Annotated in this window: 21 protein-coding genes; 11 read left to right on the top strand and 10 right to left on the bottom strand. The window is 42.3% G+C overall.

The features are described from left to right. Positions 1–53: 53 nt before the first annotated feature. Together G500_RS0110595 and G500_RS0110590 are read right to left on the bottom strand one after the other, a co-directional pair. Positions 54–995 (bottom strand): XcyI family restriction endonuclease, encoded by a 942-nt coding sequence (locus G500_RS0110595; RefSeq protein ID WP_027002540.1) that lies wholly within the window; start codon positions 993–995, stop codon positions 54–56. Beyond that, the gene (locus tag G500_RS0110590) at positions 980–2,329 is read right to left on the bottom strand and encodes a TRM11 family methyltransferase (RefSeq protein ID WP_027002539.1); all 1,350 of its coding nucleotides are present in this window, start codon (positions 2,327–2,329) and stop codon (positions 980–982) included. The genes G500_RS0110595 and G500_RS0110590 overlap by 16 nt, the downstream gene beginning before the upstream one ends. Before the next feature lie 277 nt (positions 2,330–2,606). Between G500_RS0110590 and G500_RS25725 the strand changes: the two genes are divergently transcribed. Genes G500_RS25725 through G500_RS0110580 form a run of 3 tightly spaced genes read left to right on the top strand, consistent with a single transcriptional unit; the run spans position 2,607 to position 4,624 of the window. After that, entirely contained in the window at positions 2,607–2,753 is a 147-nt protein-coding gene (locus G500_RS25725; RefSeq protein ID WP_154657121.1) for a hypothetical protein, read from the top strand. A 48-nt stretch (positions 2,754–2,801) separates the two neighbouring features. After that, entirely contained in the window at positions 2,802–3,698 is an 897-nt protein-coding gene (gene rimK / locus G500_RS0110585) for a 30S ribosomal protein S6--L-glutamate ligase (RefSeq protein WP_027002538.1), read from the top strand. A 26-nt stretch (positions 3,699–3,724) separates the two neighbouring features. Beyond that, entirely contained in the window at positions 3,725–4,624 is a 900-nt protein-coding gene (locus tag G500_RS0110580; RefSeq protein ID WP_027002537.1) for a hypothetical protein, read from the top strand. Between the two features lie 416 nt (positions 4,625–5,040). On the opposite strand, the gene G500_RS23210 is transcribed toward G500_RS0110580, so the two are convergent. The 4 genes from G500_RS23210 to G500_RS0110555 all read right to left on the bottom strand — a co-directional run bounded on the left by G500_RS23210 (position 5,041) and on the right by G500_RS0110555 (position 8,478). Beyond that, positions 5,041–5,694, bottom strand: a complete 654-nt coding sequence (locus tag G500_RS23210; protein ID WP_051203461.1) for a DUF1003 domain-containing protein — start codon at positions 5,692–5,694, stop codon at positions 5,041–5,043. After that, positions 5,691–6,929, bottom strand: coding sequence for an exonuclease SbcCD subunit D C-terminal domain-containing protein (locus G500_RS0110565; protein ID WP_027002535.1), 1,239 nt, complete (start codon positions 6,927–6,929; stop codon positions 5,691–5,693). Before G500_RS0110565 ends, G500_RS23210 begins: the two co-directional genes overlap by 4 nt. Before the next feature lie 80 nt (positions 6,930–7,009). Beyond that, positions 7,010–7,582 (bottom strand): hypothetical protein, encoded by a 573-nt coding sequence (locus tag G500_RS0110560; protein WP_027002534.1) that lies wholly within the window; start codon positions 7,580–7,582, stop codon positions 7,010–7,012. A gap of 41 nt (positions 7,583–7,623) precedes the next feature. Beyond that, positions 7,624–8,478: an ABC transporter permease gene (locus tag G500_RS0110555; protein WP_027002533.1), complete on the bottom strand. Its 855-nt coding sequence runs from the start codon at positions 8,476–8,478 to the stop codon at positions 7,624–7,626. A gap of 6 nt (positions 8,479–8,484) precedes the next feature. On the opposite strand from G500_RS0110555, the gene G500_RS26455 reads away from it, so the two are divergent. Further along, the gene (locus G500_RS26455) at positions 8,485–8,610 is read left to right on the top strand and encodes a hypothetical protein (RefSeq protein WP_281169323.1); all 126 of its coding nucleotides are present in this window, start codon (positions 8,485–8,487) and stop codon (positions 8,608–8,610) included. Here the strand turns inward: G500_RS26455 and apaG are convergent. Then, the gene (apaG, locus tag G500_RS0110550; RefSeq protein ID WP_027002532.1) at positions 8,603–8,989 is read right to left on the bottom strand and encodes a Co2+/Mg2+ efflux protein ApaG; all 387 of its coding nucleotides are present in this window, start codon (positions 8,987–8,989) and stop codon (positions 8,603–8,605) included. The two genes, G500_RS26455 and apaG, sit on opposite strands and share 8 nt — an antisense overlap. A 525-nt stretch (positions 8,990–9,514) precedes the next feature. Here apaG and G500_RS0110540 point away from each other — a divergent pair. Together G500_RS0110540 and G500_RS0110535 are read left to right on the top strand one after the other, a co-directional pair. Further along, positions 9,515–10,267 (top strand): PKD domain-containing protein, encoded by a 753-nt coding sequence (locus G500_RS0110540; RefSeq protein WP_027002531.1) that lies wholly within the window; start codon positions 9,515–9,517, stop codon positions 10,265–10,267. A gap of 109 nt (positions 10,268–10,376) precedes the next feature. After that, entirely contained in the window at positions 10,377–10,865 is a 489-nt protein-coding gene (locus G500_RS0110535) for a hypothetical protein (protein WP_161626120.1), read from the top strand. A gap of 371 nt (positions 10,866–11,236) precedes the next feature. Here G500_RS0110535 and G500_RS0110530 read toward each other — a convergent pair whose 3' ends face one another. Together G500_RS0110530 and G500_RS25720 are read right to left on the bottom strand one after the other, a co-directional pair. After that, the gene (locus tag G500_RS0110530) at positions 11,237–12,325 is read right to left on the bottom strand and encodes a hypothetical protein (RefSeq protein ID WP_027002529.1); all 1,089 of its coding nucleotides are present in this window, start codon (positions 12,323–12,325) and stop codon (positions 11,237–11,239) included. A 15-nt stretch (positions 12,326–12,340) separates the two neighbouring features. After that, positions 12,341–12,631, bottom strand: coding sequence for a hypothetical protein (locus G500_RS25720; protein WP_154657119.1), 291 nt, complete (start codon positions 12,629–12,631; stop codon positions 12,341–12,343). A gap of 632 nt (positions 12,632–13,263) precedes the next feature. Between G500_RS25720 and G500_RS0110515 the strand changes: the two genes are divergently transcribed. The 4 genes from G500_RS0110515 (at position 13,264) to G500_RS0110500 (ending at position 16,313) form a co-directional block, all read left to right on the top strand. Further along, positions 13,264–13,881: a hypothetical protein gene (locus G500_RS0110515; protein ID WP_027002527.1), complete on the top strand. Its 618-nt coding sequence runs from the start codon at positions 13,264–13,266 to the stop codon at positions 13,879–13,881. A 146-nt stretch (positions 13,882–14,027) separates the two neighbouring features. Further along, positions 14,028–14,840, top strand: a complete 813-nt coding sequence (locus G500_RS0110510; protein ID WP_027002526.1) for an outer membrane protein assembly factor BamD — start codon at positions 14,028–14,030, stop codon at positions 14,838–14,840. Positions 14,841–14,891: 51 nt separating this feature from the next. After that, the gene (locus tag G500_RS0110505) at positions 14,892–15,233 is read left to right on the top strand and encodes a DNA-directed RNA polymerase subunit omega (protein ID WP_051203457.1); all 342 of its coding nucleotides are present in this window, start codon (positions 14,892–14,894) and stop codon (positions 15,231–15,233) included. 63 nt (positions 15,234–15,296) lie between these two features. Beyond that, positions 15,297–16,313 carry an ABC transporter ATP-binding protein gene (locus G500_RS0110500; protein ID WP_027002524.1) on the top strand — a complete coding sequence of 339 codons (1,017 nt, stop codon included), beginning with the start codon at positions 15,297–15,299 and terminating at the stop codon, positions 16,311–16,313. A gap of 52 nt (positions 16,314–16,365) precedes the next feature. On the opposite strand, the gene G500_RS23205 is transcribed toward G500_RS0110500, so the two are convergent. Then, the gene (locus tag G500_RS23205) at positions 16,366–18,933 is read right to left on the bottom strand and encodes a DNA gyrase/topoisomerase IV subunit A (RefSeq protein WP_051203455.1); all 2,568 of its coding nucleotides are present in this window, start codon (positions 18,931–18,933) and stop codon (positions 16,366–16,368) included. Positions 18,934–19,346: 413 nt separating this feature from the next. Here G500_RS23205 and abc-f point away from each other — a divergent pair, with 413 nt between their 5' ends. Then, complete coding sequence (gene abc-f / locus G500_RS0110485; RefSeq protein ID WP_027002523.1) at positions 19,347–21,302, top strand: ribosomal protection-like ABC-F family protein; 1,956 nt, start codon at positions 19,347–19,349, stop codon at positions 21,300–21,302. The last annotated feature ends 14 nt before the right edge of the window (positions 21,303–21,316 follow it).

Raw genomic sequence — 21,316 nt, 5'->3', positions numbered from 1 at the left:
GTGAATCAATGTTTATCAATTAGAAAAGAATAGACAAACCCATTAATAGGGCATTATATCGTGAGCAAGTCAAAAAACTGCTCTCTTATCGCCTCATTATCAACTAATTGTTCCAATTTAAAGAAATGGTTAATTGCGTCCTTGTTTAACTCGATGTCTCTTTGTGCAGTTGCTGAAAACGCAACTTCTTGCATTATTAGAATTGTAATTGAGTTTGGGTTTTCTTCTTTGGCACGTAAACTTTTGATTGCTGCGCCTACTCTTTCCAAAACTGCTGCCGTATCTATTCCACCTTTTACTTCTACTGCAATTCGAATAAGTCCATTTTCCAAAATTGAAATATCAGGCTCGGAAGAAAACGTAATGATTTTTCCATTTTTTAAGACAATTTCTGTGGTTGTTACTTCTTTGGCTAAACCTTTTCTGTTGATACGTTTTTCTATGATACCACGTAGCAAAATTTCAGCCTGCTCGCCTTTTGCATTTTGCCAAGAACCTTGTGCCTGTGAACCTGCTGACATGCCTCGCCAAATATCAAATTCTCTTGCATTTAAGTTTTTATCTATTTCTATCAAATGGCTGATAATTTGATTTAGATGTGAAGCCAAAAAATCTGCTTTTTCTTTGTCAGGAAATTTAGTGCCTGTTTCAAAATTCGTTACAGAACCTCCTATTTGGTTCATCGATTTTTGAGAAACCATTGCCAACATTCTGTAATAGGCTGTTGAGCCTAAAATAGTTTGTAAAATTTCAGGGTGCGCAAATACAATCACAGGTTTAATGCCCCTGTGAATAACTTTATTCCAAGCATTTTCGGAAATACCCAATGCCAATCTGTCCCAAGAGAGACTTTCACCTTGAATAGTCTCTAATTGTTCAGCCATTTCTACCAACTTCCATTCGTGTAGTTTTTGATGAAAAAACTCACTTTTTGCTAACTGGTCGATATGCCAAGTCTTGTAGTTGGTGTCTTTTTGGTTTATTTTTTTCGCCATATAGTTATACTTTCACGTACAGGAAATCTACCATATTTACCCATTTGCTGCGAACTATTGCCTTTGTAGCGGGCAACAATTATTTTTTCCACTTCAAAACCTGCCTGCTCTGCCAAATCTGACAAAATTAAATCAACAGGCACGTGTTCTCCTTCAAAACGCACATTATCCACCACCATCACAACAGTTGCATTTTTAGCACAAACTCGATACCATTCTTTAATAACTTTCTGCATATCAACAAAATATGCAATAAGCATTATAGGAATACGATTATTATTAAGTTTTTTAATTTGATTTTTTTCTTCTAAGTTTTGTAAAATTTCTGTCAATGCCTCGTGTACTGAACTATCTCCCTCGTGTTCCTTTGCTTCAATATGTGAGCGCAAAATGCCAAAACGCAATGCTTTTAATTCATCAAAGTTTTGAATAAAATTAAAACATAGCTCCAAAGAGTAACTGCGAGTGTAGTCATAACGATTGGCGTAGGGTGGCGAAGTCAAAATAAAGGTAGGCTCTTTTTCAAAAGAAATTGAACTTAAATCTCTTGTATCACCCTGACATACTTTTGGTAGTAGTACGTTTCTATCCCAAGCAAGCGTTTTAAGGTTGAGTAAATCTTGCTCTAATTCTTTTACTTTTCTATCTAAAAGTTCAGTTGGCGTAGCTACTTCTCTATTAGGCAAGTATCTTAAAAATTGCCCGTCTTTTGCTGTAAAGCTGGCAGGTTCTATTACCGATAAATATAATAAATCTATAATTTCTTTGTAAGGGTTTTCTAAGTTTTGAATAATGGTTTTCCATTGTTTAAGTTCGGTTAAATTCTTTGGTGGGAATGCAATTTTCATAATCCGTACATCTTCTGCCACTTGAGCCTCTGCCGCATTTTCTAAAAGAAGCTTTGCTTGCTCATAAATTTCTGTAATCGTGTTAGGTTGAATAGTTAATATTTTAGGCAAAGTTTCGGAAATAAAAACCCCCGTAGGCAATCTATCTATCCCTATTGACTGAATACCACTGACACAGGAAGTAAAAAGCGTTGTACCCATTCCACAAAATGGGTCAAATACATAGTCCTTTGGAGTTATACCATATTTATTAAAAAAGTCTTTTACAAACTGGTAGGAAAAAGCCTCTTTATAGCGGAACAAACGCAAAATAGGAAGATTTTTGTTGCCTTGGTAGGATACTAACGAACCTATTTTAAGATTTTCTTCTATAATAGGCGTATATTTTTTTTCTAAATTATTTCTATAAAAATTATTTGTATTTATTTTTTTATCAGATTGAGTAATATTTTTACTAATAAAAAGAGGGTATTGGTTTGAATTCATATATTTAAAATTTAGTATAAAAGACAAAATAATCTATCTGCATTTATAGTTTGGCGTATGAAACAAAAAAAAAGGCTTATTGCTTTTTTACTATCCAAAGAACTGTAAAGTTGAGACAAACTGCCTAACCACTGCAAGTTACTATTTTTTTCAAAAAACTACAAGCCTTTTATTTTCCACACAAGCCTCCTCCAAAAAAGCGTCTTAATTTTGTAGTCTTAGCTAAAAAGTTGCGACTCGATAAAAAAGCAGAACCCACTGCCAAAATAAAGTTTTTTTGAACTTTCCAAAATTTTGGGCTGATGATAGAAAAAATATTACTTTTGTAGAAAAGAGAAGTTTTCTACGCCTATCCTACCTCTGCACGCTTCTGACGCTTAAAAATAGTAATGTTTTTAAAGGCATGCTATCCAACTGTTTGTAAATTTTATTATTCATTTTCGTAGTTCCCCTTGTATTTTTCTATCTCTCTATGAAAATTTATATCCTTTCTGCCGAAGCCAATCTCTACTCTACACGCCGTTTGGTAGAAGCCGCTACCCTGCGCGGACATCAGGCACAGGTGGTCAATCATACCAAATGCCACGTGATGATGGAGCAGGGCAAACCCCAGATTATCTATCAGGGTGCTGCCTTAGAAAGACCTGACGCGATTATTCCACGTATCGGTGCTTCGGTTACTTTTTTTGGAACTGCGGTAGTGCGCCAATTCGAGATGTTGAAGGTGCTAACGGCAAATAGTTCGCAAGGCATTTTGCAGTCGCGCGACAAGCTGCGCACCATGCAGTTGCTCTCGCGTGTGGGGCTTGCAATTCCCAAGACCGTTTTTGCCAAATTCCCAAAAGATAAAGAAGTAGATGATTTAATTAAGCGTATCGGTGGCACGCCCGTCGTCATCAAACTCTTGGAAGGCACGCAAGGCTTAGGCGTAATGCTCGCCGAAACGCCCCAAGCCGCCAAATCTACCATCGAAGCCTTTTCGGGTTTGAAGGCAAATATCCTGATTCAGGAATTTATCAAAGAGGCAGGCGGCGCAGACATTCGCGCCTTTGTTGTGGGCGGCGAAGTCGTCGGTGCAATGCGCAGGCAGGGCAAAGAGGGGGAGTTTCGTTCTAATTTGCACAGAGGCGGCAAAAGTACCGTTTTAGAGCTTTCGCAGGAAGAAAAAATGGCAGCAGTGGGCGCGGCACGCGCTGTGGGCTTGTCCGTCGCGGGGGTGGATATGCTCCCCTCGGCACGCGGCCCCCTGATTTTGGAGGTCAATTCTTCACCTGGGTTAGAAGGCATAGAAGGCGCAACCCAAAAAGATATTGCAGGCAAAATCATAGAGTTTTTAGAACTTAGCTTGAAAAAACCTAAAAACGTTTAGAAAATAATACCATTTAATACAAAAAAATGAAAGTTACAGGCTTTTCTTTTATACGAAACGGACTCAAATTTGACTATCCCTTTGTCGAGGCTATTCGCTCGGTGCTTCCCCTCTGCGACGATTTTGTCTTGGCAGTGGGCAAATCCGAAGATGATACTTTAAAAATTGCAGCACAAATAGACCCTAAAATCAAAATCATCGAAACCGTCTGGGACGAAACCCTACGCACAGGGGGGCGCGTTTTGGCAGACGAAACCAACAAAGCCTTTCAAGCCATCGGACAAGATGCCGATTGGTGCATTTATATTCAGGGGGACGAAGCCCTGCACCAACAAGATTTCGATACCATTCGTAGAGAAATGAAAGCCCATTTGGATAATCCTAAAATAGAAGGCTTTTTACTTAATTATTTGCATTTTTACGGTTCGTATGATTATGTAGCTGAATCTACTGCTTGGTATCGTAGAGAAATTAGAATTGTCCGAAATAATAAAAATATATTCTCTTTCCGTGATGCGCAAGGTTTTCGCATGACACCCGACCGCAAACTCAACGTGCGCCATATCGATGCCTGCGTCCATCATTACGGCTGGGTGCGTGAGCCTGCTGCCCTGCGCGGCAAACAAAAAGCCTGTGATACGATTTTCCATGGCGATAAAGTAGAGGCAAAGATGGAAGACATTGTCGTGAGTGTGGCTGACGAATTTGATTATAGCCAAATTGATGCGCTGCGCCGTTTTGAAGGCACACACCCTGCCGCCATTGCGCCACGCATAGCCGCCATGAATTGGAAATTTGACCATGATATTTCTAAAAATAAACTTTCTTTAAAGGACAAATTTCGCTTCTTTATGGATAAATATTTCGGGTTTCGCCCCTTCGAGTATAAAAACTATACGATTGTGAGTAGCTATTTGAATGACTAAGGCGTTGTTACAACGGTCAAAAGGTCAAAAAACGGGGTTTTGTGCTTTGCACAAGCCTCCTGAAACCCCACCCTGCCCTCCCCCCATAGGGGAGGGTTCTAAAACCAAACTAATTTTCGGGATTTTGCATAACAAAGCAAAGATATTTTATGATAAAAAAGCCCCGCCTTATGGGGTAGTAATGTTAAGTTCTGTAAAAAGCCTTGTTTTATCAAATTTGAAACAAAATAAAATTTGGACTGAACCCTTTTTTTGGGTCTGGAAACCCTTTTTTATTTCAATCTCGCTGCGGACAAGGCAATGCCTTGTCCCTACATTCGAACTTAATTTTTAGAATTTAACATTACTGGGGTTTGGGGTGGGGTGCATTTAAGACTTTTATCGTTGCAACAACGCCATGACTAAGGTTTTATCTTTTACTTCTCTTTGGAATGGTCTAAACTATTTTGCACTAATAAGGTGAGATGGTCTATCTTTTCGTGTAAAATGCGTATTTCGAGTTCGGCTTTTAAGTTTATCATGTAATCTTTTTTGGCGCGTTCTCTATCCTTTTCCTCCTGTCTGTTTTGGCTCATCATAATAACGGGGGCTTGAAGCGCAGCCAAACAGGAAAGCAGCAGGTTGAGCAAAATAAAGGGATAGGGGTCAAAAGCCTTATCAGAAAGCCACCAAATATTGGTAAGTATCCATAAAAAAATAAAAAAAGCAAAAGAAAGGATAAAAGTCCAACTGCCACCAAAAGAAGCGACCTTATCGGCTACTTTTTCTCCCCAAGTGGCGTTATTGGCGTTTTCATCTAATTTGTCGGCGAGGATTATTTTTTCGGAAAGCGCGTCGAAAACCGTTTTTTCTAAATTTGTAACCTCGTCAAACTCTTGTGCTACACTTTGCTGCCAATATTTTTGACGGTAGGTATCTAATTCCGAACTCGCTAAATAAGAATTTACATCAAAATTAGGTACTTCTTTTTGAATCAATGCCAACAAAGAAGGGCGAATTGCGCCTGCCCAGATGCGCTCCGAAAGTGGAAATTCTTTTTGTGAAAGCGCACTTGTAAAAGTCTTTTTCATTTGCTATTTAAAACAATTTCTTGATGGATTTGGCGAAAGAGTGGCAATATCACCTCAATTTCTGTAATGGTTTTTTTGTCGGATTTGCACTTTTTTAAGAAAACTTCCTCTTCATTGGTTTCGGAAAGGCTACGAAGTCCTGCCAAAGGGTTTTCTTCTGTGCCATTTTCTTGAATAAGATGGAAAAATCGCAAAATCTTCCAAGTAGGGCGTTTGTCTTCTATCAGACGGCGCAGGTCTGTTTGTTCGCTTTTGTCATTTTTGGGGCTATGCAAAATAATTTCTACCCAAACTTCACCTTCGTTTTCTATTTGTGTAGGTAAGTTTTGAGATGAAATTTGACTTTTCAGACTTATATTATCACCCTCTAAGCGCAATAGCTTTTGGAAAATGGGAACAGGCTGTGGCGTAACGGCGGTGAGTGTATTTTTTTCAAATTCAAGAATTAAAACGCATTTTGTATCTTTAATTTCACTAAAACTAAGCGCAATTGGCGACCCCGAATAGCGAATATGGGTAGATTTGCCCACTTCTTGGGGGCGGTGCAAATGCCCTAAGGCGATATAATGAAAAAGAGCAGGAAACTCTTTTGCCCCAATTTGCCCTAAATTGCCTGCATAAATGTCCTTTTCGCTATCAGAAGTAAGGCTACCTTGTGCAAAAAGGTGTCCTGTGGCTAAAAGTGGCACTTCTTTTTCTGTGTATTTTTTTTCTTCTAAAATTTGGGCTAACTTTTGATAATGATTTCTAATTGCTTCCTTTACACGCGCCTCTCTTTGGGTTGCATTTTCGCCCCAACGCAAATAATTTACGTCTTTTTCGCGCAAAAAAGGGACTGCACAGACTACCATTTCAAGCTGATTTGACTCGTTTTTTATTTCAATGATTTCATCTTCTATGTTATCTGTGGTAGCACCCACAACGGAAATAGATAAAAAGGAGAGCAAATTTTTAGGCGCGTCGAGCAAAGCAGGCGAATCGTGATTGCCGCCAATGATAATTACTTTTTTACAGAACGTCCCGACAATTTTAGCCAAGAAACGGTAGTAAAGGCTTCGTGCCTCGTGAGGCGGCTGTGTGGTATCGAAAATGTCGCCTGCCACTATCAAGACTTCTATTTTCTCTTTTTGAATCAATAAAAAGAGCCAATCTAAAAACTTTTCTTGCGCTGCGATAAAATCTTGGTCGTATAATTTTTTACCCAAATGCCAATCGGCAGTATGTAAGATTTTCATAGAAAAGAAATTAAATTTGTCTTTTGAAAGATGTTATTGCAACCCTAATTAGCACCTTGCTTTTTATTGGGCATCAATTTTTAAGATAGCCAACGCAAGATAGCCAAAAAAATCATCAAAAGCACGACGCTTCCCAATAAAAATAGGAAAAGATAGCTACTTTTATCGGCTAATTTTGCGTCTTCTTTCGGGTTATATTTTTCTATAAATTTTAATAGTTCATCAAAATTTTTAAAATCTTTTGAAGAAAATGAAATTGTCCGACCTTTCCTACCTTCAAAAAAATGAAGATGCAGAATTTGATAAGCCTTTGCGCCCTGCTCTCGACTGGCACGCACGCCCAAAAGATAATAAGTCTTTAAATCGGCAAGGACAAAGGTTTTTTTCCAAAATCCCAAATGATAGACCTGCAAAAGCCCGCCTTCCAAACGCCAAGTTTTTATATCTATCAAACTAAAAATAAAACTTATCAGACCAAAATTGAAAAGCAGCAGACCGCTAAGGGCATAAAAAAGAGGCGAAAAAGGTTGATTTTTCTCAAATATTTTCCCGAAAAGCAACGCTCCGAAAGTCCATAGCGGCAGGGTGAAAAATAGTTGGGATAAAAGGACATAAAAAAATCTTTTAAAGCTAAAATCAATAATGGATTTCATAAAAAATAAAGCAAAATTGCATATCAGAAAAATAATAAGATTTAGACCGTATCCATAAAGTTTCGCTCGATGCGATTGAAAAGAACAACGCCAATGAGAAAGACCATCAGGCTAATAATTGTACTAATTCCCAAACCTATCCAATCAAAAGTTCCTACGCCCAAAAAGGCATAGCGGAAGCCTTCTATCAAAGGCGCAATGGGATTGTAGGCAACAAAGGGGCGATAAAGGGCAGGCATCGCCGAAATGGGATAAATGACAGGGGAAATATACATTAAAAGTTGGACACCAAAACTAATAAGAATAGAAAGGTCGCGGTAGCGCGTTGTGAGCGAAGAAATGATGATACCCAGTCCCAGCCCCAAAGTAGCCATAACGAGCAGAAAAAGCGGAGTGAGTAGGATATAACGATTCGGATTGAGAATGGTATTTTCTTTAAAAAAATAGTAATAAGCCAAAAATACTAAAAAGAGTCCGAACTGTATGGAAAAGGCAATTAGCCCCGAAATGACCGTAGAGAGCGGCATGACAAGGCGCGGGAAATAGACCTTTCCGAAAATATGGGCGTTGGAAACAAAGGTATTCGAGGTGCTATTGAGCGTGCGTGCAAAATAATTCCAAGTAGTGATACCCGAAAGATAGAAAAGAAAAGGTGGCACGCCTTCGGTAGAAATGCCCGCAATGGTATTGAAAACGAAGGTAAAGAGAAAGGCGGTAATGATGGGCTGTATAAAGTGCCAAAGAGGTCCTAAGATGGTTTGTTTGTATTGCGCCACAAAATCGCGCCGCACAAAGAGCAACATCAGGTCGCGATATTGCCAGACCTGACGCAGTTTGAGGTCGAAGAGGGAGGTTTGAGGGGTAATTTCTTCCGTCCAGTCGTTCGTTTTTTGCATATCAAAATGATAGTAAGAAGCCCAAAGGAAAAACAAGAGCGCGTCCCTTTGGCAGCCTTGCGAGAAAAAAGAGTGAAAGGGCAAAATTACACAAAAAAACAGAACGCCTTACATATCCGTTGGCTTAATTGAAACGTATCGGCGTGATAAGGGCAAATTCGGGAATTTGCACCCAAAACAAGACCCCATCTACTTCGCGCTCCATCAAATATTTGCCATACATCTTGCCTATGTCGCTTTTCAGATGGCAGCCCGAAACGTAGGTATGATGCGCGTTGGGCAAAATTAGAGGCTGCTGCCCGACAACGCCTTCACCCTCCACTTCGTAGTGATTGCCGATAGAATCGTAGATGTACCAATGACGACGCAAGAGGCGCAAAGCATAATCGCTCTGATTTTCTATGCGGATTCGATACGTAAAGACGTAATGGTTATTGATAGGATTGGAATATTCGGGGTGATATTCGGTTTCTACCGCCACCAAAACCCCTTCTGTGATAGAAGAAAGCATATAAGGAAGATACGTGAATAGATAAAATTCATTTTTCGAGGATACGCAGAGTTAAGTTGCATATTTTTTTTGACTCTACCAAAATATAAGCCCCTTCTAAAACGTAATTTTAAGGGTAGAATCGCAGACAGACTTGTCGGCTTGTTTGCTTTTTTTGGATTTTATAGGGTCTAATTTTGGCTTTTACCTAAGAAAATGAAAAAAGTAGGACTTCAAAATAGCAGTTTTGGGCTTTTGGTAGGAAAGAGATAGTAAGGAGAAAAAAAAGTCCTCATGTTAGATTTTACCTAAAAAATAGAGGCACGCTTCCAAAAAATGGCAAATTTGGCAATTCTGTATCGCCTAAAAGCGGCAGCGAACTGCAAAATACGTATCTTTTGCGTATCTTTGGGGCTACAAACCTGCTTTTGCAACGTTTTTCCAAGTAGCGGGGTCTTGGCAGAAATAGCCCTATTTGGTTTTTGTTTCGATTTTGTTTCGATTTTCCTTCTATTGTTTTAATCTTTTAAATACGCCTTATCACTTATGTTCGCTTCTATTTCTTCTTTTTTTTCTAATAAGCTCTGGCTTGTGCTATTGCTTAGTGTCAGTTTGCTTACGGCTTGTAAAGATGGCGGTTCTGATGACGACATCGCCCCAAGCCCAGAGCGTCCGCGCGTTTTGATTAGCAACCCTTCGAGCGATACGACTGTTTTAGTCAATACAGAAATGACTTTTCGCGCCAACGGTTCAGGTGGCGAGGCGACAAGCCACGAATGGAAAGTAGGTTCGCAGACCTTAGCAGGTGAAAAAGAGGGCAATCTTTACACCCTAACACACACTTTTAGCACCGTCGGCGAGTTTAAAGTTTCTATTACCCTAACCAACGAGGTGGGCGCAGTTACGGTGGAGCGCACCATCAAAGTAGAAGAACCTTTTGTTCCCGTTACGACACGCCTAACCAACGGCGAGCAGAAGACGTGGAAATTTATGTCTATCAAACTCAATAATACCCAAGAGATTATTGAAGACAATGAAAAAAGGCACACCCTTGTTTTGTATGCCCAAACACAAGACACAGGAAATTTAGCCTACAATGCCGAGCGTCTTCTCAATAATCAAGCCCAAAGTTTTGTCAGAGGCAGATGGAGTCTGCACTCACAAGAGTCGCGCATCGAAATCAAAGACATCTTCGACCGCATCATGCAGATTGAGGAACTCACGCCTACTAAAATGGTTTTGAAAGACCAAGTTACGCCCCAGACGGCTATTTGGTATTATTTTGATGCCGCTCAATAAAAGATAACGAAAGATAACAAAAATGAGTCATAACACGTATCGCAAAGGCGTTTTCAGACGTTATTCAAGTCGATACGTGTTTTTTTATGTACCTTTTTCTCTACTTGGTATGAAAAGTTTGCTTTTTGGTTATAAAAAATCGCTTTTTTGTTTTTTGGGTATGATGTTATGCACCCTGCCAATTTGGGCGCAAAAGACCCCGTCTTCTCTTTTGGAAACAATAGAGCGGCAGCACACACTCGAATATACCTTCGCCGATGCCTTTGCAGGTCAGATATTGTTAGCCACTCCTTTTGGCAAATCTCAAATTGTCAATGCTGCCCATGCCCAACTTTTAAATGAAGTCGTGCCTATGCGCGTCGAGCTTCTCTATTCGGTTTATCCCGAAGCGGAAAAATACCAAAAAAATCAGCAGCAAAACCTAAATCTCCAACGCTTAGAATCGCTTTATGCCCTTGCGCCCGAACTTTTCAATAATCCGCAAGTAGAATGGCGCATCATTGCCCAAGATTTAGACCAAATCAAGACCCCCGCACGCGACCTTTTTCATGGTTTTGTTATTTATTATCGCAATAAAAATACAGGAAAAAAGAGGTAAAGTCTAAAAATAGCGTTTAATTCAACTTTTTATAAAAATGTAGGCGTTTTTACAACGGTTAGAAACCCTCACCCTGCCCCAGTGATGTGAAGTTCTGCAAAAATTCCTGTTATGTCAAATTAGAAACGGAATAAAATTTGGCTTAAACCCTTTTTTGTTTCAATTTTGCCCTGCGGACAAGGCAATGCCTTGTCCCTACATTTGAACCTATTTTTTAGAATTTAACATTACTGCACTCATAGGGGAGGGTTCGAAAATCAAATCATTTTTTTGCATTTATGCAAAAAAATGACACCAAACAAAAACCCCTCCTTTTGGGGGAGGGGTTTCATCTTAGAGTTTTTTGCGAAATTCGTATGAAAGCTGTATTATTAAGACTTTTTATCCGAAGAAGGATTTGAGCGAATGGGAGCGCGTTTTTTGCGATTGTTGTATCGCTTGCGGTCGAATCGCTTTTCGGGCTTTCGCTTGTTTTCGCTGTGTAAAGGCGGCAGGCTCTCTTGTGGAGGCATTTGTGAGCCACTACCCTCTTGTTCGGGCAAAGCGACTACATTTTGGCGTTTGCGACGGTTTGGGTCGTCGATTTTGCTATTGTCGCCTTTGGTTTCGGGCTTTTGGAGTTGCCTTTTTGGGTCTTCTACAAATTGCTCCGTTTTGAGGGGTGAGGCTTTTTGTTCGAGCCGCTTGATTTTTTCCTTGACCTTCACCGCTGGCACTTCATTTTTTACTTCGTTGCGAAGGCTTGGCTCTATTGGCGTTTTGGGTTTTCGTGAGCGTGCTACCCTGCGGCGCGTTTTTTTCTTTTTGAAGCCTTCTTCTTCGCTTCCTTGCCGTTCATTTCCGTTGCGGCTCTCATTTCGACTCTCGTTTCGATTTTCCTGACGGCTCTCGTTGCGATTATCATTACGACTATCATTACGACTATCATTTCGATTGTCGTTGCGGCTCTCGCGTGGGTTTTTATTGCGCAAGGGTGCAATGGCTTCGTCGGACACTTTCAGGTCGATGGGCTGATTGTTTTGGTCGAATAGGGGCAGGGTTTTGTGTCCGTTCCAGCCTCTGAAAATGAGGGTTTCGGTTTCGAGTGCGATACCAAGTATATTTTTGAGCCTACCGCCTGTCATTCCCTTTTTAAGGACTTTTTCGTCGATGATGACGGTGGGGCAGGCTTCGCAAAAGTATCCTGCGGGAGCTAAGATGTGCTGTGCGGTTTCGCTATTTGAGGTAGCACAAACAAAGACGGCATAGTGTAGGTTTGTCTTTGCTTTGCAGCGTGGGCAGTTTTGGTGTTGGCGCAGGCGAAGCAGGCTATATCCAAATTGTGTGCGCCTTTTATAGGCAGGAATGGCAGTGCTGACGACCCATTGGTGAATGAGTTTGCGTCTTTCTTCGGCGGTAAGCTCGGTTACATTTCTTACTTTTGTACCAAATCCGAATATTCTTTTTAAGAACGCTAACATAAAGGTTGTTTTGGGCTAATCCTCTCCTTTGTGTGCCTTTGGCGCGTGTGGCAGGAGCAGTTGGCTCGCTTGGCAGACAACAAAGATAGCAGAGGCGTATGAATAAAAATTTGAGTAAAATAGGTCTTTCGGCAATGGCGGCAGCAAGCGATTGCAGGGAAAAGGGGCGTGAAATTGAAGGGGAAAAGCCCGCTTTTGGGGCTGCCTTTTGGCGTTTGCCCTTTTAGGATAGACAAGACTGTCGGCATCTGACCAGGCGGGTGCATCTGCAAATGGCACAAGGCTCTCAATGGCTCGGTATCTCAATTTCAAGGTATTATGTTCCCAATCTTTTCCAACTGCGCAATAGACTCTTTTAAGCACCAAGCCTACTAAACACAAGAATCTTTCAAAAACCTTTTAAAATCTTTTTGAAGGGTTTGTAAAATCCTTTCACTATCAAGAGAAATACATCGGGCAAACATCATTTCAAAATAAGCACTTGGCAGACTCTTGGGCAAAGGGCGAAAGGTTTTTCCTCTCCCAAAGCAAAGAAAGTAGGGAAGCACGTCTTTTGTATCTTTACTTTCTCGAAAAGTGCGCAAAGCCACCGAAAAGTAAAGTCTTGTTTTGAAAGATAGCCCAATGCCTATCTTTGCTGCAAAAATACGAATTTTTTTCAAAATACAGCGTTTTTCTCCCGACGGCTTGCAGGGCAAATTGAGCCGCTCTTGGGGTTTGCCGTGCAAATTCATCAATTCTTATCGCATAGACTTTGCTTTTAGCCCAAAAAGTTTCTATAATTGCAGCCAAAATCTATTGTCTTTCCTTTTGGTTGCTACTTCCTGCCCCTGCCTATATCGCGTTTGCGACTTCGCGCTCGCCTGTTGCTAAGGAAGTGCTTGTCGCTAACTGCTTTTCCCACTTCAAACTTCTTCTTTTCTCTAATTCTATTTTCGATGAAAAAGACCACACTCTTTACCCTACTAACCCTGCCTTTTGTGGCACTGATGGCGTTTTTTGTCTATGACTCGGTAGCTTCTGAAATCAAGATGCAAAACGAAATCAAAGAGTCGGAGGCAAAGGTCATTGCACAGCTCAAACTTATCCGCGAAGCCCAAAAAGCCTACGAAAGCCAAAAAGGTGAATATACCGATAATTGGGATTCGCTTAAAAACTTCATCAAAAATGGCGTAATTTATCGGGTCAATAAGCGTGAAATTGTTATCCCTGCCGATAAAATCCGTACTACTGCCGATTATCACTTAGGCGATAGTATCCGCTACGAATACGATACTTTGGGCAGCGACCCTGCTATGGAGATTATCTATCCGAAGGATAAATTTAGCAAGGTAGATGTAGAGAACCTCGAAAAAATACCCGGTCAGGAGGGTAAAGTTTTCAAAATCCAAGCCATACACATCAAAGAAGCCAGCGGCGCAATGGTCAATCTTATCGAAGTGGTAGACCCCTATCCTGTGGATAAGACGCGCAGCGAATCGCACCCTTCTGCCAAGCGTCGTTTCTTGCGTTTTGGCTCGATGGAGGAGGTTTCTATTGCAGGTAATTGGGAATAACGCCTTTTGAGCAGAGAACGACCCCCTGTTTCGCTCTCTTTTTGCAGCAAGTTGGTAAGATAAAGCGTCAGAAGGGAAAGAAATTTCTCCCTGACGCTTTGTCTTTTAGGCAAATCGTTGTAATTTTGCAGTCTTAAACTATGCGCATGAAACGAATTATTTTGGTTTTGAGCCTACTGCTTGCAGTGGGTAGCAGTTGTAGCAAATTTTCAAAAGCCCTCAAAGAGCCGCGTTGGGACAAACGCTTAGAGTCGGCTACGCAATACTACAACAAAGGCGATTACTATCGCGCTTCTCTGCTTTTAGAAGACATCGTACCGATTGTCAAGGGCGGCGCACAAGCCGAAGAAATTTTGCTCAAATACGCCTATTGTCAGTTCTATCAAAAGCAATATCTCTTGGCTTCTTTCCACTTCAAAAATTTCTATGACACCTATCGTAGAAGTGAAAAGGCACAAGAAGCCTATTATATGCACGCTTTTTCGCTCTATCAGGCTTCGCCCGAACCGCATTTAGACCAAGAAAGCACTTCCGACGCTATCAATGCCCTGCAAAACTACATTTCTTCCTACCCCGATACCGAGTATGCCAAACAAGCGACTTCTCTTATCGATGTCTTGCGAAAGAAATTAGAGCAGAAAGCCTTTGAAAACGCCAAACTCTACTACAAGCTCGAAAGCTACCAAGCCGCTATTATCAATTTCAACCTCTTCGAGCGCGACTTTCCCGACTCGAAACTTCAAGAGCAGGCAGCCTTTTTCAAGATACAGGCGCAATACGACTACGCACGCAAGAGTGCTTTTTCAAAACAAAAAGAACGCTATTGGCAGGTCGTAACCTTCTACCAGAAGTTTATCGATAAGTACCCCAATAGTAGCTACTTAAAAGCCGCCGAGAGCTTCTTTCAGGCAGCAGATAAGGCATTGCGCCAAGATTTTGATGTCGCCACGCCCAAATAGTAGGGCGTGTTTGTCTTTTTCCCATTCAGACTCTCAAACCTTTTCCGCTATATGTTAAAACCCAAACGCGCTCTTAAAAAAGAATTTCGCACCTCTATCGTTACGCAAAATGTAGAAGAGATTGCTTCTCATACAGGCAACATCTACGAATCTTTGATGTCCGTATCTAAGCGTGCGCGTCAGATTTCTACGCAACTCAAAGAGGAGCTTAACCAAAAAATCGCCGAATTTAACACCGCTTCCGATTCTTTGGAAGAGGTCTTTGAAAACAGAGAGCAAATCGAGGTCTCGAAATATTACGAGCGTTTGCCTAAGCCTTCTATTACTGCCTTAGACGAACTTTTGGCAAACGAACTTATCATCAAAAATCCGCATCGCGAAGAAAAAAGTTAATCTTCAATATAAAAGCCCTATCTTTTTGACTATCCAAAAACAAAAGATGGGGCTTGTTTTTTTATGCTCGACACGCAAAATTTAGCCATCGGCTATCAGGGGCGCAATACGCAAGTGCTTTTGGAAAACTTATCCCTTTCACTGCATAGGGGCGAACTGACCTGCCTTTTAGGTGCTAACGGGACGGGCAAATCTACGCTCCTGCGCACCTTAGCAGGCTTGCAAAAACCGCTATGGGGCGATATTTTTTGGCAGGGGTTGCCCATTGCACACATTCCCAAAAAGAAACGCGCACAGCTTATTTCCTTAGTGCTGACCGAAAATCTGACCACAGAACGCCTTACGGTAGGCGAATTGGTAAGTTTGGGTAGGTATCCTCACACAAATTGGATAGATTCTCATTCGGAAGCCGACCTTGTCATTATTACAAAGGCACTACAAGCGACAGGCATTGGGCATTTGGCGGAGCAGCCTTTTTTTGCCCTTTCCGACGGGCAGAAGCAAAAGGCTCTCATTGCGCGTGCTTTGGCACAAGACGGAGGGGCTATTTTTTTAGACGAACCCACAGCGCACCTCGATTGGGTGAGCCGCTATGAAGTTATCCTCAATTTGAGGCAGGTGGCACAAAAACAGCAAAAAGCCATTTTGGTTTCTACGCACGAACTCTCTTTGGCTTTGCAGCAGGCACATCGCCTTTGGCTTATCACACCCGAAAAAAAGTTGTTGGTCGGATTGGCAGAGGATTTGGCACTCGATGGCAGTTTGGCAAATTTTTTCCCTCACCAACATTTTACCTTTGAAGCCCATACAGGTAATTTTCTTTTGAAAAATACGCCCACTTTCGCGCCCTTTCTCGAAGGGGACGCGCTGGCGACTTATTGGACAGAAGTAGCCTTACAAAAGACAAGCCTCACGCCTCTTTTTTTCGAGTCTAAACATATCAAGATTGCCGCAGAACGCCACCAAGCCGCCTTTCTTTGGCAGGCGCAGGGTTTTTGGAAAAATGAAGAAGGGGCGCAAAACTTTGAGAGTTTGTCCAAACTGATTGATTTTTTAGTATCTCAAAATGCTATTCTGTAATGCGCCCTTTCCAGAAAAAAACTTCTTTTTTTACTTTTGTGGCACTTTGCCCTTATTCCGCTTCGAAGGTTAAGCCATTTTGTGCCGTTTCCGCCTCTTTTTGGGGCAAGATAAATTTGGCTTCATAAATGTTTGGCTCTTCGAGCTTTCTGCCTAAGGCACGCCAGCCCTTGACCTCTTCTAAGGTATGGAGCGGATAGGCGATTTTTTGCTTTTTGCGGTCTTTGGTAAAATAGAGTTCTACCTTTTCGGCAGCTTCGGTAGTAAGCCCCAAGATGGCAGAATCTTTATGCACCGAAATAAACTGAAAAGGCTTGCCCTGTGTGGTCGTTTCAATTTTAAAGCGTTTGATATAGACATTTTTGCTGATGCCTTCTAAATAAACTGCCGAAATGACAAGGTCGGGGTTGAACTTTTCAATCGCCACAAGTTTATCAATTTCATAACGATTGGTGAGTTCGTAGTTGGTAATTTCATACGAGCCATCTTTATAGAAGGCAATAATCGCATCTTGATTTTCAAATTCGCCTAATTTTTTACCCATTGCGTCTTTATTGAGCGTGCCTGTGGCGGGGTCGTAATAAATTGTCAAAGCACCCAGCGTAGATTCGCCCTCTTTGAGCAGTTTGATGCGGCGGATAGGGTATTTGGTCAGAATATTTCCGACGGCAGTTCTGCCCTTGATTTCGAGTTCGGCAAAGTTAAAATCGAAGGTCTTGACTTTGGCTTTGCAGGCATTCGAGAGCAAGACATTGACGATTTCGGCTTCCCCGTTGGGGTTTGCAGAAAAATAATGCACCTTCGAAAGTTTGTGTTCGGTAGCTAATTGATACTCTCTATCGCGCGTTACGCCCAGCACTTGAAAGCGTTTGACCATCACCCTGCCTGTTTTGCCATCGAGGTATGCCATATTATAGACCTTCCTATCGTCGCCTTTTCGGAAAATATCGATATGAATCACGCCCTTTCCTACAAATAGCTTTTCGGCAATTTTTACAACCTTCATGATGCCATCTTCCCGAAAAACAATTACGTCATCGATATCCGAACAATCACAAACAAATTCGTCCTTTTTCAGACCAAAACCGATAAAACCTTCGGCGCGGTTGATGTAGAGTTTGGCGTTGTTGGCAGCCACAACGGAGGCTTCGATGGTATCGAAGGACGTGAGTTGGGTCTTGCGCTCTCTGCCTGCGCCGTATTTGCGTTTGAGTTCTTTGAAATAAGCGACGGCGTAGTCGGTCAGATTTGCCAAATGATGCTCTACCTCTTGTAGTTCGGTTTCCATTTTGAGCCTCAAATCGTCGGCTTTTTCTTTGTCGAATTTGGAGATGCGCTTGATTTTAATTTCGGTGAGTTTCAAAACGTCCTCATCGGTAATGGCGCGGTAGAAATCTTTGGCAAAAGGCGCAAGCCCCGCATGAATGGTGGCAATGACGGCTTCCCAAGTTTGGCAGTCTTCAATTCTTTTGTAGATGCCTTCTTCGATAAAAAGCCTTTCGAGGGAGGAAAAAAAGATTTTTTCTAATAATTCTTGCTTTCGAATTTCAAGCTCCTGCCGTAAAAGTTCTTGGGTATAATCGGCATTGTACTTCAAAATTTCCTCTACACGCAAAAAGTGAGGCTTATCGGCTACAATCACGCAGGCATTGGGCGAAATAGAAACTTCGCAATCGGTAAAGGCATAAAGCGCACTGATGGTTACGTCGGGCGAAACCCCTGCCGCCAATTTTACCAAGACCTCTACCTCGGCGGCGGTGTTATCTATCACCTGCTTGATTTTGATTTTGCCGCTGGTATTTGCCTTGATGATAGAATCGATAAGGCTGCCTGTGGTCGTGCCGAAGGGAATTTCTTTGATGACTAAGGTCTGTTTGTCTAATTGCTCTATTTTGGCACGCACGCGCACCCTGCCCCCTCTTTTGCCGCCTTCGTAATCCTTGACATCGCAGAGTCCGCCTGTGGGAAAGTCGGGAAAAAGCTCGAATTTTTTGCCGCGCAAGGTTGCGATACACGCCTCGATGAGTTCGTTGAAGTTATGGGGCAGAATTTTGGTAGCCAAACCGACTGCAATACCCTCTACGCCCTGTGCCAAGACAAGTGGAAATTTGACAGGCAGCGTAGTTGGTTCGCGCTTTCTGCCATCATAAGAAAGTTGCCACTTGGTTGTCTGCGGATTAAAAAGTATATCTAAGGCAAATTTAGACAAACGCGCCTCTATATAACGCGCCGCCGCCGCACTATCGCCTGTACGCACGTCCCCCCAATTTCCTTGTGTGTCTATGAGCAAATCTTTTTGCCCCATATTTACTAAGGCTTCGCCGATGGAGGCATCGCCATGGGGGTGATATTGCATCGTCTGTCCTATCACATTGGCAACTTTATGATACCTGCCGTCATGCATATCAAACATCGAGTGCAAAAGACGACGCTGCACAGGCTTTAAGCCGTCTTCGATGGTAGGAACGGCACGCTCTAAAATTACGTAGGAAGCATAATCTAAAAACCAATTTTCATACAGACCTGAAAGGGGCAGACTGCCTGCTATCGCGTTATTGTCTTGCGAAGCCGCTTGTGATGCGTCTGAATCGGGCGCAGAAGAGTTGAAAATATCGCTCATAGTTGGAATAAAGGCTGAAGTGGGACGGAAATGCGAAAGCAAACCGCCTTTTTGTTGTTTTTTATACAAATTGCAAGCAAAGTTAGCAATTTTTGGGCAAACCTAACCCTTATGGAAGGCAAAGGTACGTTTTTTTAGAAAAAAGATGGCACAAAGATGTCAAGACTTCGAAAAGGGCAGGCGTTTTAAGGTAGGGACAAGTCATTGACTTGTCCTATGCCCTAAACCCTAAGGGTCTTGAAGACCCTTAGGGTTTAAGTCCAAATTTTATTTCGTGTCAAATTTGAAAAAACAAGTTTTTTTACAGAACTTAACACTACTGCCCCAAAACCTGCTACCTCTGGCTGCATAAAAGCAAAAATTTGCCTTCTCTATTTGCAGGCTACAAGACAATTTTTCACTACCTTTGCGGCATGCTAACCATCAATCAACTCTCGTTTTATTTTGGCGATAGAGCCATCTATGAGGAAGCCTCTTTGCAAATCAAACCCAAAGAGCGCATCGGGCTTATCGGCGCAAATGGCACAGGCAAATCTACCCTGCTGCGCCTTATCGTGGGTGAATACACGCCTGACGGCGGCAGCCTTTCGAAGGCGAAAGACTGCACTATCGGTTTCCTCAATCAGGACTTACTTTCCTACGAAAGCGAAGAATCTATCCTCAAAGTGGCGATGCAAGCCTTCGAACGCCCCAATCAGTTGCAGGCACGCATAGACGAGATTTTGCAAAAGATGGAAACCGACTATTCGGACGCGCTTTTAGACGAACTTTCAAACCTGCAAGCCGAATTTGAAACGCTTGGCGGCTACTCGATTCAGGCGCAGGCAGAGGCGATTTTGGAGGGCTTAGGCTTTCAAACCGCCGACCTCAAACGTCCGCTTTGCGAATTTTCAGGGGGCTGGCGCATGCGCGTGATGCTTGCCAAATTATTGTTACAAAAGCCTTCTTTATTGCTTTTAGACGAACCTACCAACCACTTAGATTTGCCTTCTATCGAGTGGATTGAAACCTATTTGCAAAGTTATGAAGGGGCAGTTATCATTGTTTCGCACGACCAAGATTTTCTAAATAATTGTTGTAACGTTATCGTCGAGGTTTGGAACGGCAAATTAGACCGCTATTCGGGCAACTACGATTTTTATATGGAAGAAAAAGCCCTTCGCGCCGAATTACAACAAAAAGCCTACGACAATCAACAACAAAAAATAAAAGAATTGGAGCGTTTTGTGGAAAGGTTTAAAGCAAAAGCCACAAAAGCCAAGCAAGCGCAATCGCGTGTCAAGCAGTTGGAAAAGATAGAGCGCATCGAAGCCGTCGACAATGGGCAGGCTACCATGAGCGTGCGTTTCCGCTTCCGACAGCCTTCGGGTAAGGTAGTGGCAGAATTGGAGGAGGTTTCGAAAAGTTACGGCGATTTGAAAATTTTAGAGGCAAGCGAGGCGCAAATTGATAGAGGCGACAAAATCGCCCTTATTGGGGCAAACGGCAAGGGTAAATCTACCTTGTTGCGCCTTTTGGCAGGAACAGAGGCGTTTTCGGGTAAAATTCAGGGCGGACACAACGTCCTGACCAGTTTTTACGCCCAGCACCAACTCGAATCGCTCACCCTTTCCAACGACCTTTTAGAGGAGCTTAGGCAACACAGCTCCGACCGCACCGAAGCCGAATTGCGCACCATTTTGGGCTGCTTTCTTTTTGTAGGTGATGATATTTTTAAAAAAATCAAAGTCCTTTCGGGCGGCGAAAAGGCGCGTGTGGCGTTGGCTAAGATGCTACTTTCGGAATCCAACTTCCTACTTTTAGACGAACCTACCAACCACTTAGACATGTTTTCGGTAGATGTTTTGATAGACGCGCTGCAAAAATATGAAGGCACTTTCGTAACAGTTTCGCACAATCGTTATTTTATTAGTCAGATTGCCAACAAAATCTGGTGGATAGAAGACCACAGAATAAAAGAATATCCCGGCACTTATGACGAATTTAAGGAATGGTATAAAAAGCGCGAAGAAGCCCAAAAAGAGCTTCTAAAAGAGGCGCGAAAGCAGGACAAAACCGCTCAAAAAGTGGCTACCCCACAGACGGCAAAGGCGCAACATAACGGCGTTTCGCAGGAAGAGCGAAAAGAAATTCAGAAAAAAGCAAAAAAAGCCGAAAAAGAAGCCGAACAATGGGAAGCCCAAATTCTGCAACTCGAAGCACAAGCCAAGCAAGTCGAGCAACGTCTGGCAGAGCCACAAAATCTGGCTGACCCCGAAAAAATGCAGAGCCTTTCCAAACAGTACCAAGATTTGAAAACACAGATAGAGGCGGCTACCCAAAATTGGGAAGATGCCCTTGCACAAGCCGAGAGGCTGCTCCAAATGTAACGCCCTAACACGCC

Source organism: Hugenholtzia roseola DSM 9546 (genome assembly GCF_000422585.1).
GTDB classification, from domain to species: Bacteria; Bacteroidota; Bacteroidia; order Cytophagales; family Bernardetiaceae; genus Hugenholtzia; species Hugenholtzia roseola.
This window is presented reverse-complemented; position numbering and strand designations above follow the sequence as displayed.

Coding starts and splice junctions, on each gene's coding strand:
- G500_RS23205 (WP_051203455.1), bottom strand. CDS start 18,933: ATGAGCGATATTTTCAACTCTTCTGCGCCCGATTCAGACGCATCACAA.
- G500_RS0110510 (WP_027002526.1), top strand. CDS start 14,028: ATGAAACGAATTATTTTGGTTTTGAGCCTACTGCTTGCAGTGGGTAGC.
- G500_RS0110555 (WP_027002533.1), bottom strand. CDS start 8,478: ATGCAAAAAACGAACGACTGGACGGAAGAAATTACCCCTCAAACCTCC.
- G500_RS0110515 (WP_027002527.1), top strand. CDS start 13,264: ATGAAAAAGACCACACTCTTTACCCTACTAACCCTGCCTTTTGTGGCA.
- G500_RS0110565 (WP_027002535.1), bottom strand. CDS start 6,929: ATGAAAATCTTACATACTGCCGATTGGCATTTGGGTAAAAAATTATAC.
- G500_RS23210 (WP_051203461.1), bottom strand. CDS start 5,694: ATGAAAAAGACTTTTACAAGTGCGCTTTCACAAAAAGAATTTCCACTT.
- G500_RS0110590 (WP_027002539.1), bottom strand. CDS start 2,329: ATGAATTCAAACCAATACCCTCTTTTTATTAGTAAAAATATTACTCAA.
- G500_RS0110505 (WP_051203457.1), top strand. CDS start 14,892: ATGTTAAAACCCAAACGCGCTCTTAAAAAAGAATTTCGCACCTCTATC.
- G500_RS0110500 (WP_027002524.1), top strand. CDS start 15,297: ATGCTCGACACGCAAAATTTAGCCATCGGCTATCAGGGGCGCAATACG.
- G500_RS0110595 (WP_027002540.1), bottom strand. CDS start 995: ATGGCGAAAAAAATAAACCAAAAAGACACCAACTACAAGACTTGGCAT.
- G500_RS0110530 (WP_027002529.1), bottom strand. CDS start 12,325: ATGTTAGCGTTCTTAAAAAGAATATTCGGATTTGGTACAAAAGTAAGA.
- abc-f (WP_027002523.1), top strand. CDS start 19,347: ATGCTAACCATCAATCAACTCTCGTTTTATTTTGGCGATAGAGCCATC.
- G500_RS0110560 (WP_027002534.1), bottom strand. CDS start 7,582: ATGAAATCCATTATTGATTTTAGCTTTAAAAGATTTTTTTATGTCCTT.
- G500_RS26455 (WP_281169323.1), top strand. CDS start 8,485: ATGATAGTAAGAAGCCCAAAGGAAAAACAAGAGCGCGTCCCTTTGGCA.
- G500_RS0110580 (WP_027002537.1), top strand. CDS start 3,725: ATGAAAGTTACAGGCTTTTCTTTTATACGAAACGGACTCAAATTTGAC.
- G500_RS0110535 (WP_161626120.1), top strand. CDS start 10,377: ATGAAAAGTTTGCTTTTTGGTTATAAAAAATCGCTTTTTTGTTTTTTG.
- apaG (WP_027002532.1), bottom strand. CDS start 8,989: ATGCTTTCTTCTATCACAGAAGGGGTTTTGGTGGCGGTAGAAACCGAA.
- G500_RS0110540 (WP_027002531.1), top strand. CDS start 9,515: ATGTTCGCTTCTATTTCTTCTTTTTTTTCTAATAAGCTCTGGCTTGTG.
- rimK (WP_027002538.1), top strand. CDS start 2,802: ATGAAAATTTATATCCTTTCTGCCGAAGCCAATCTCTACTCTACACGC.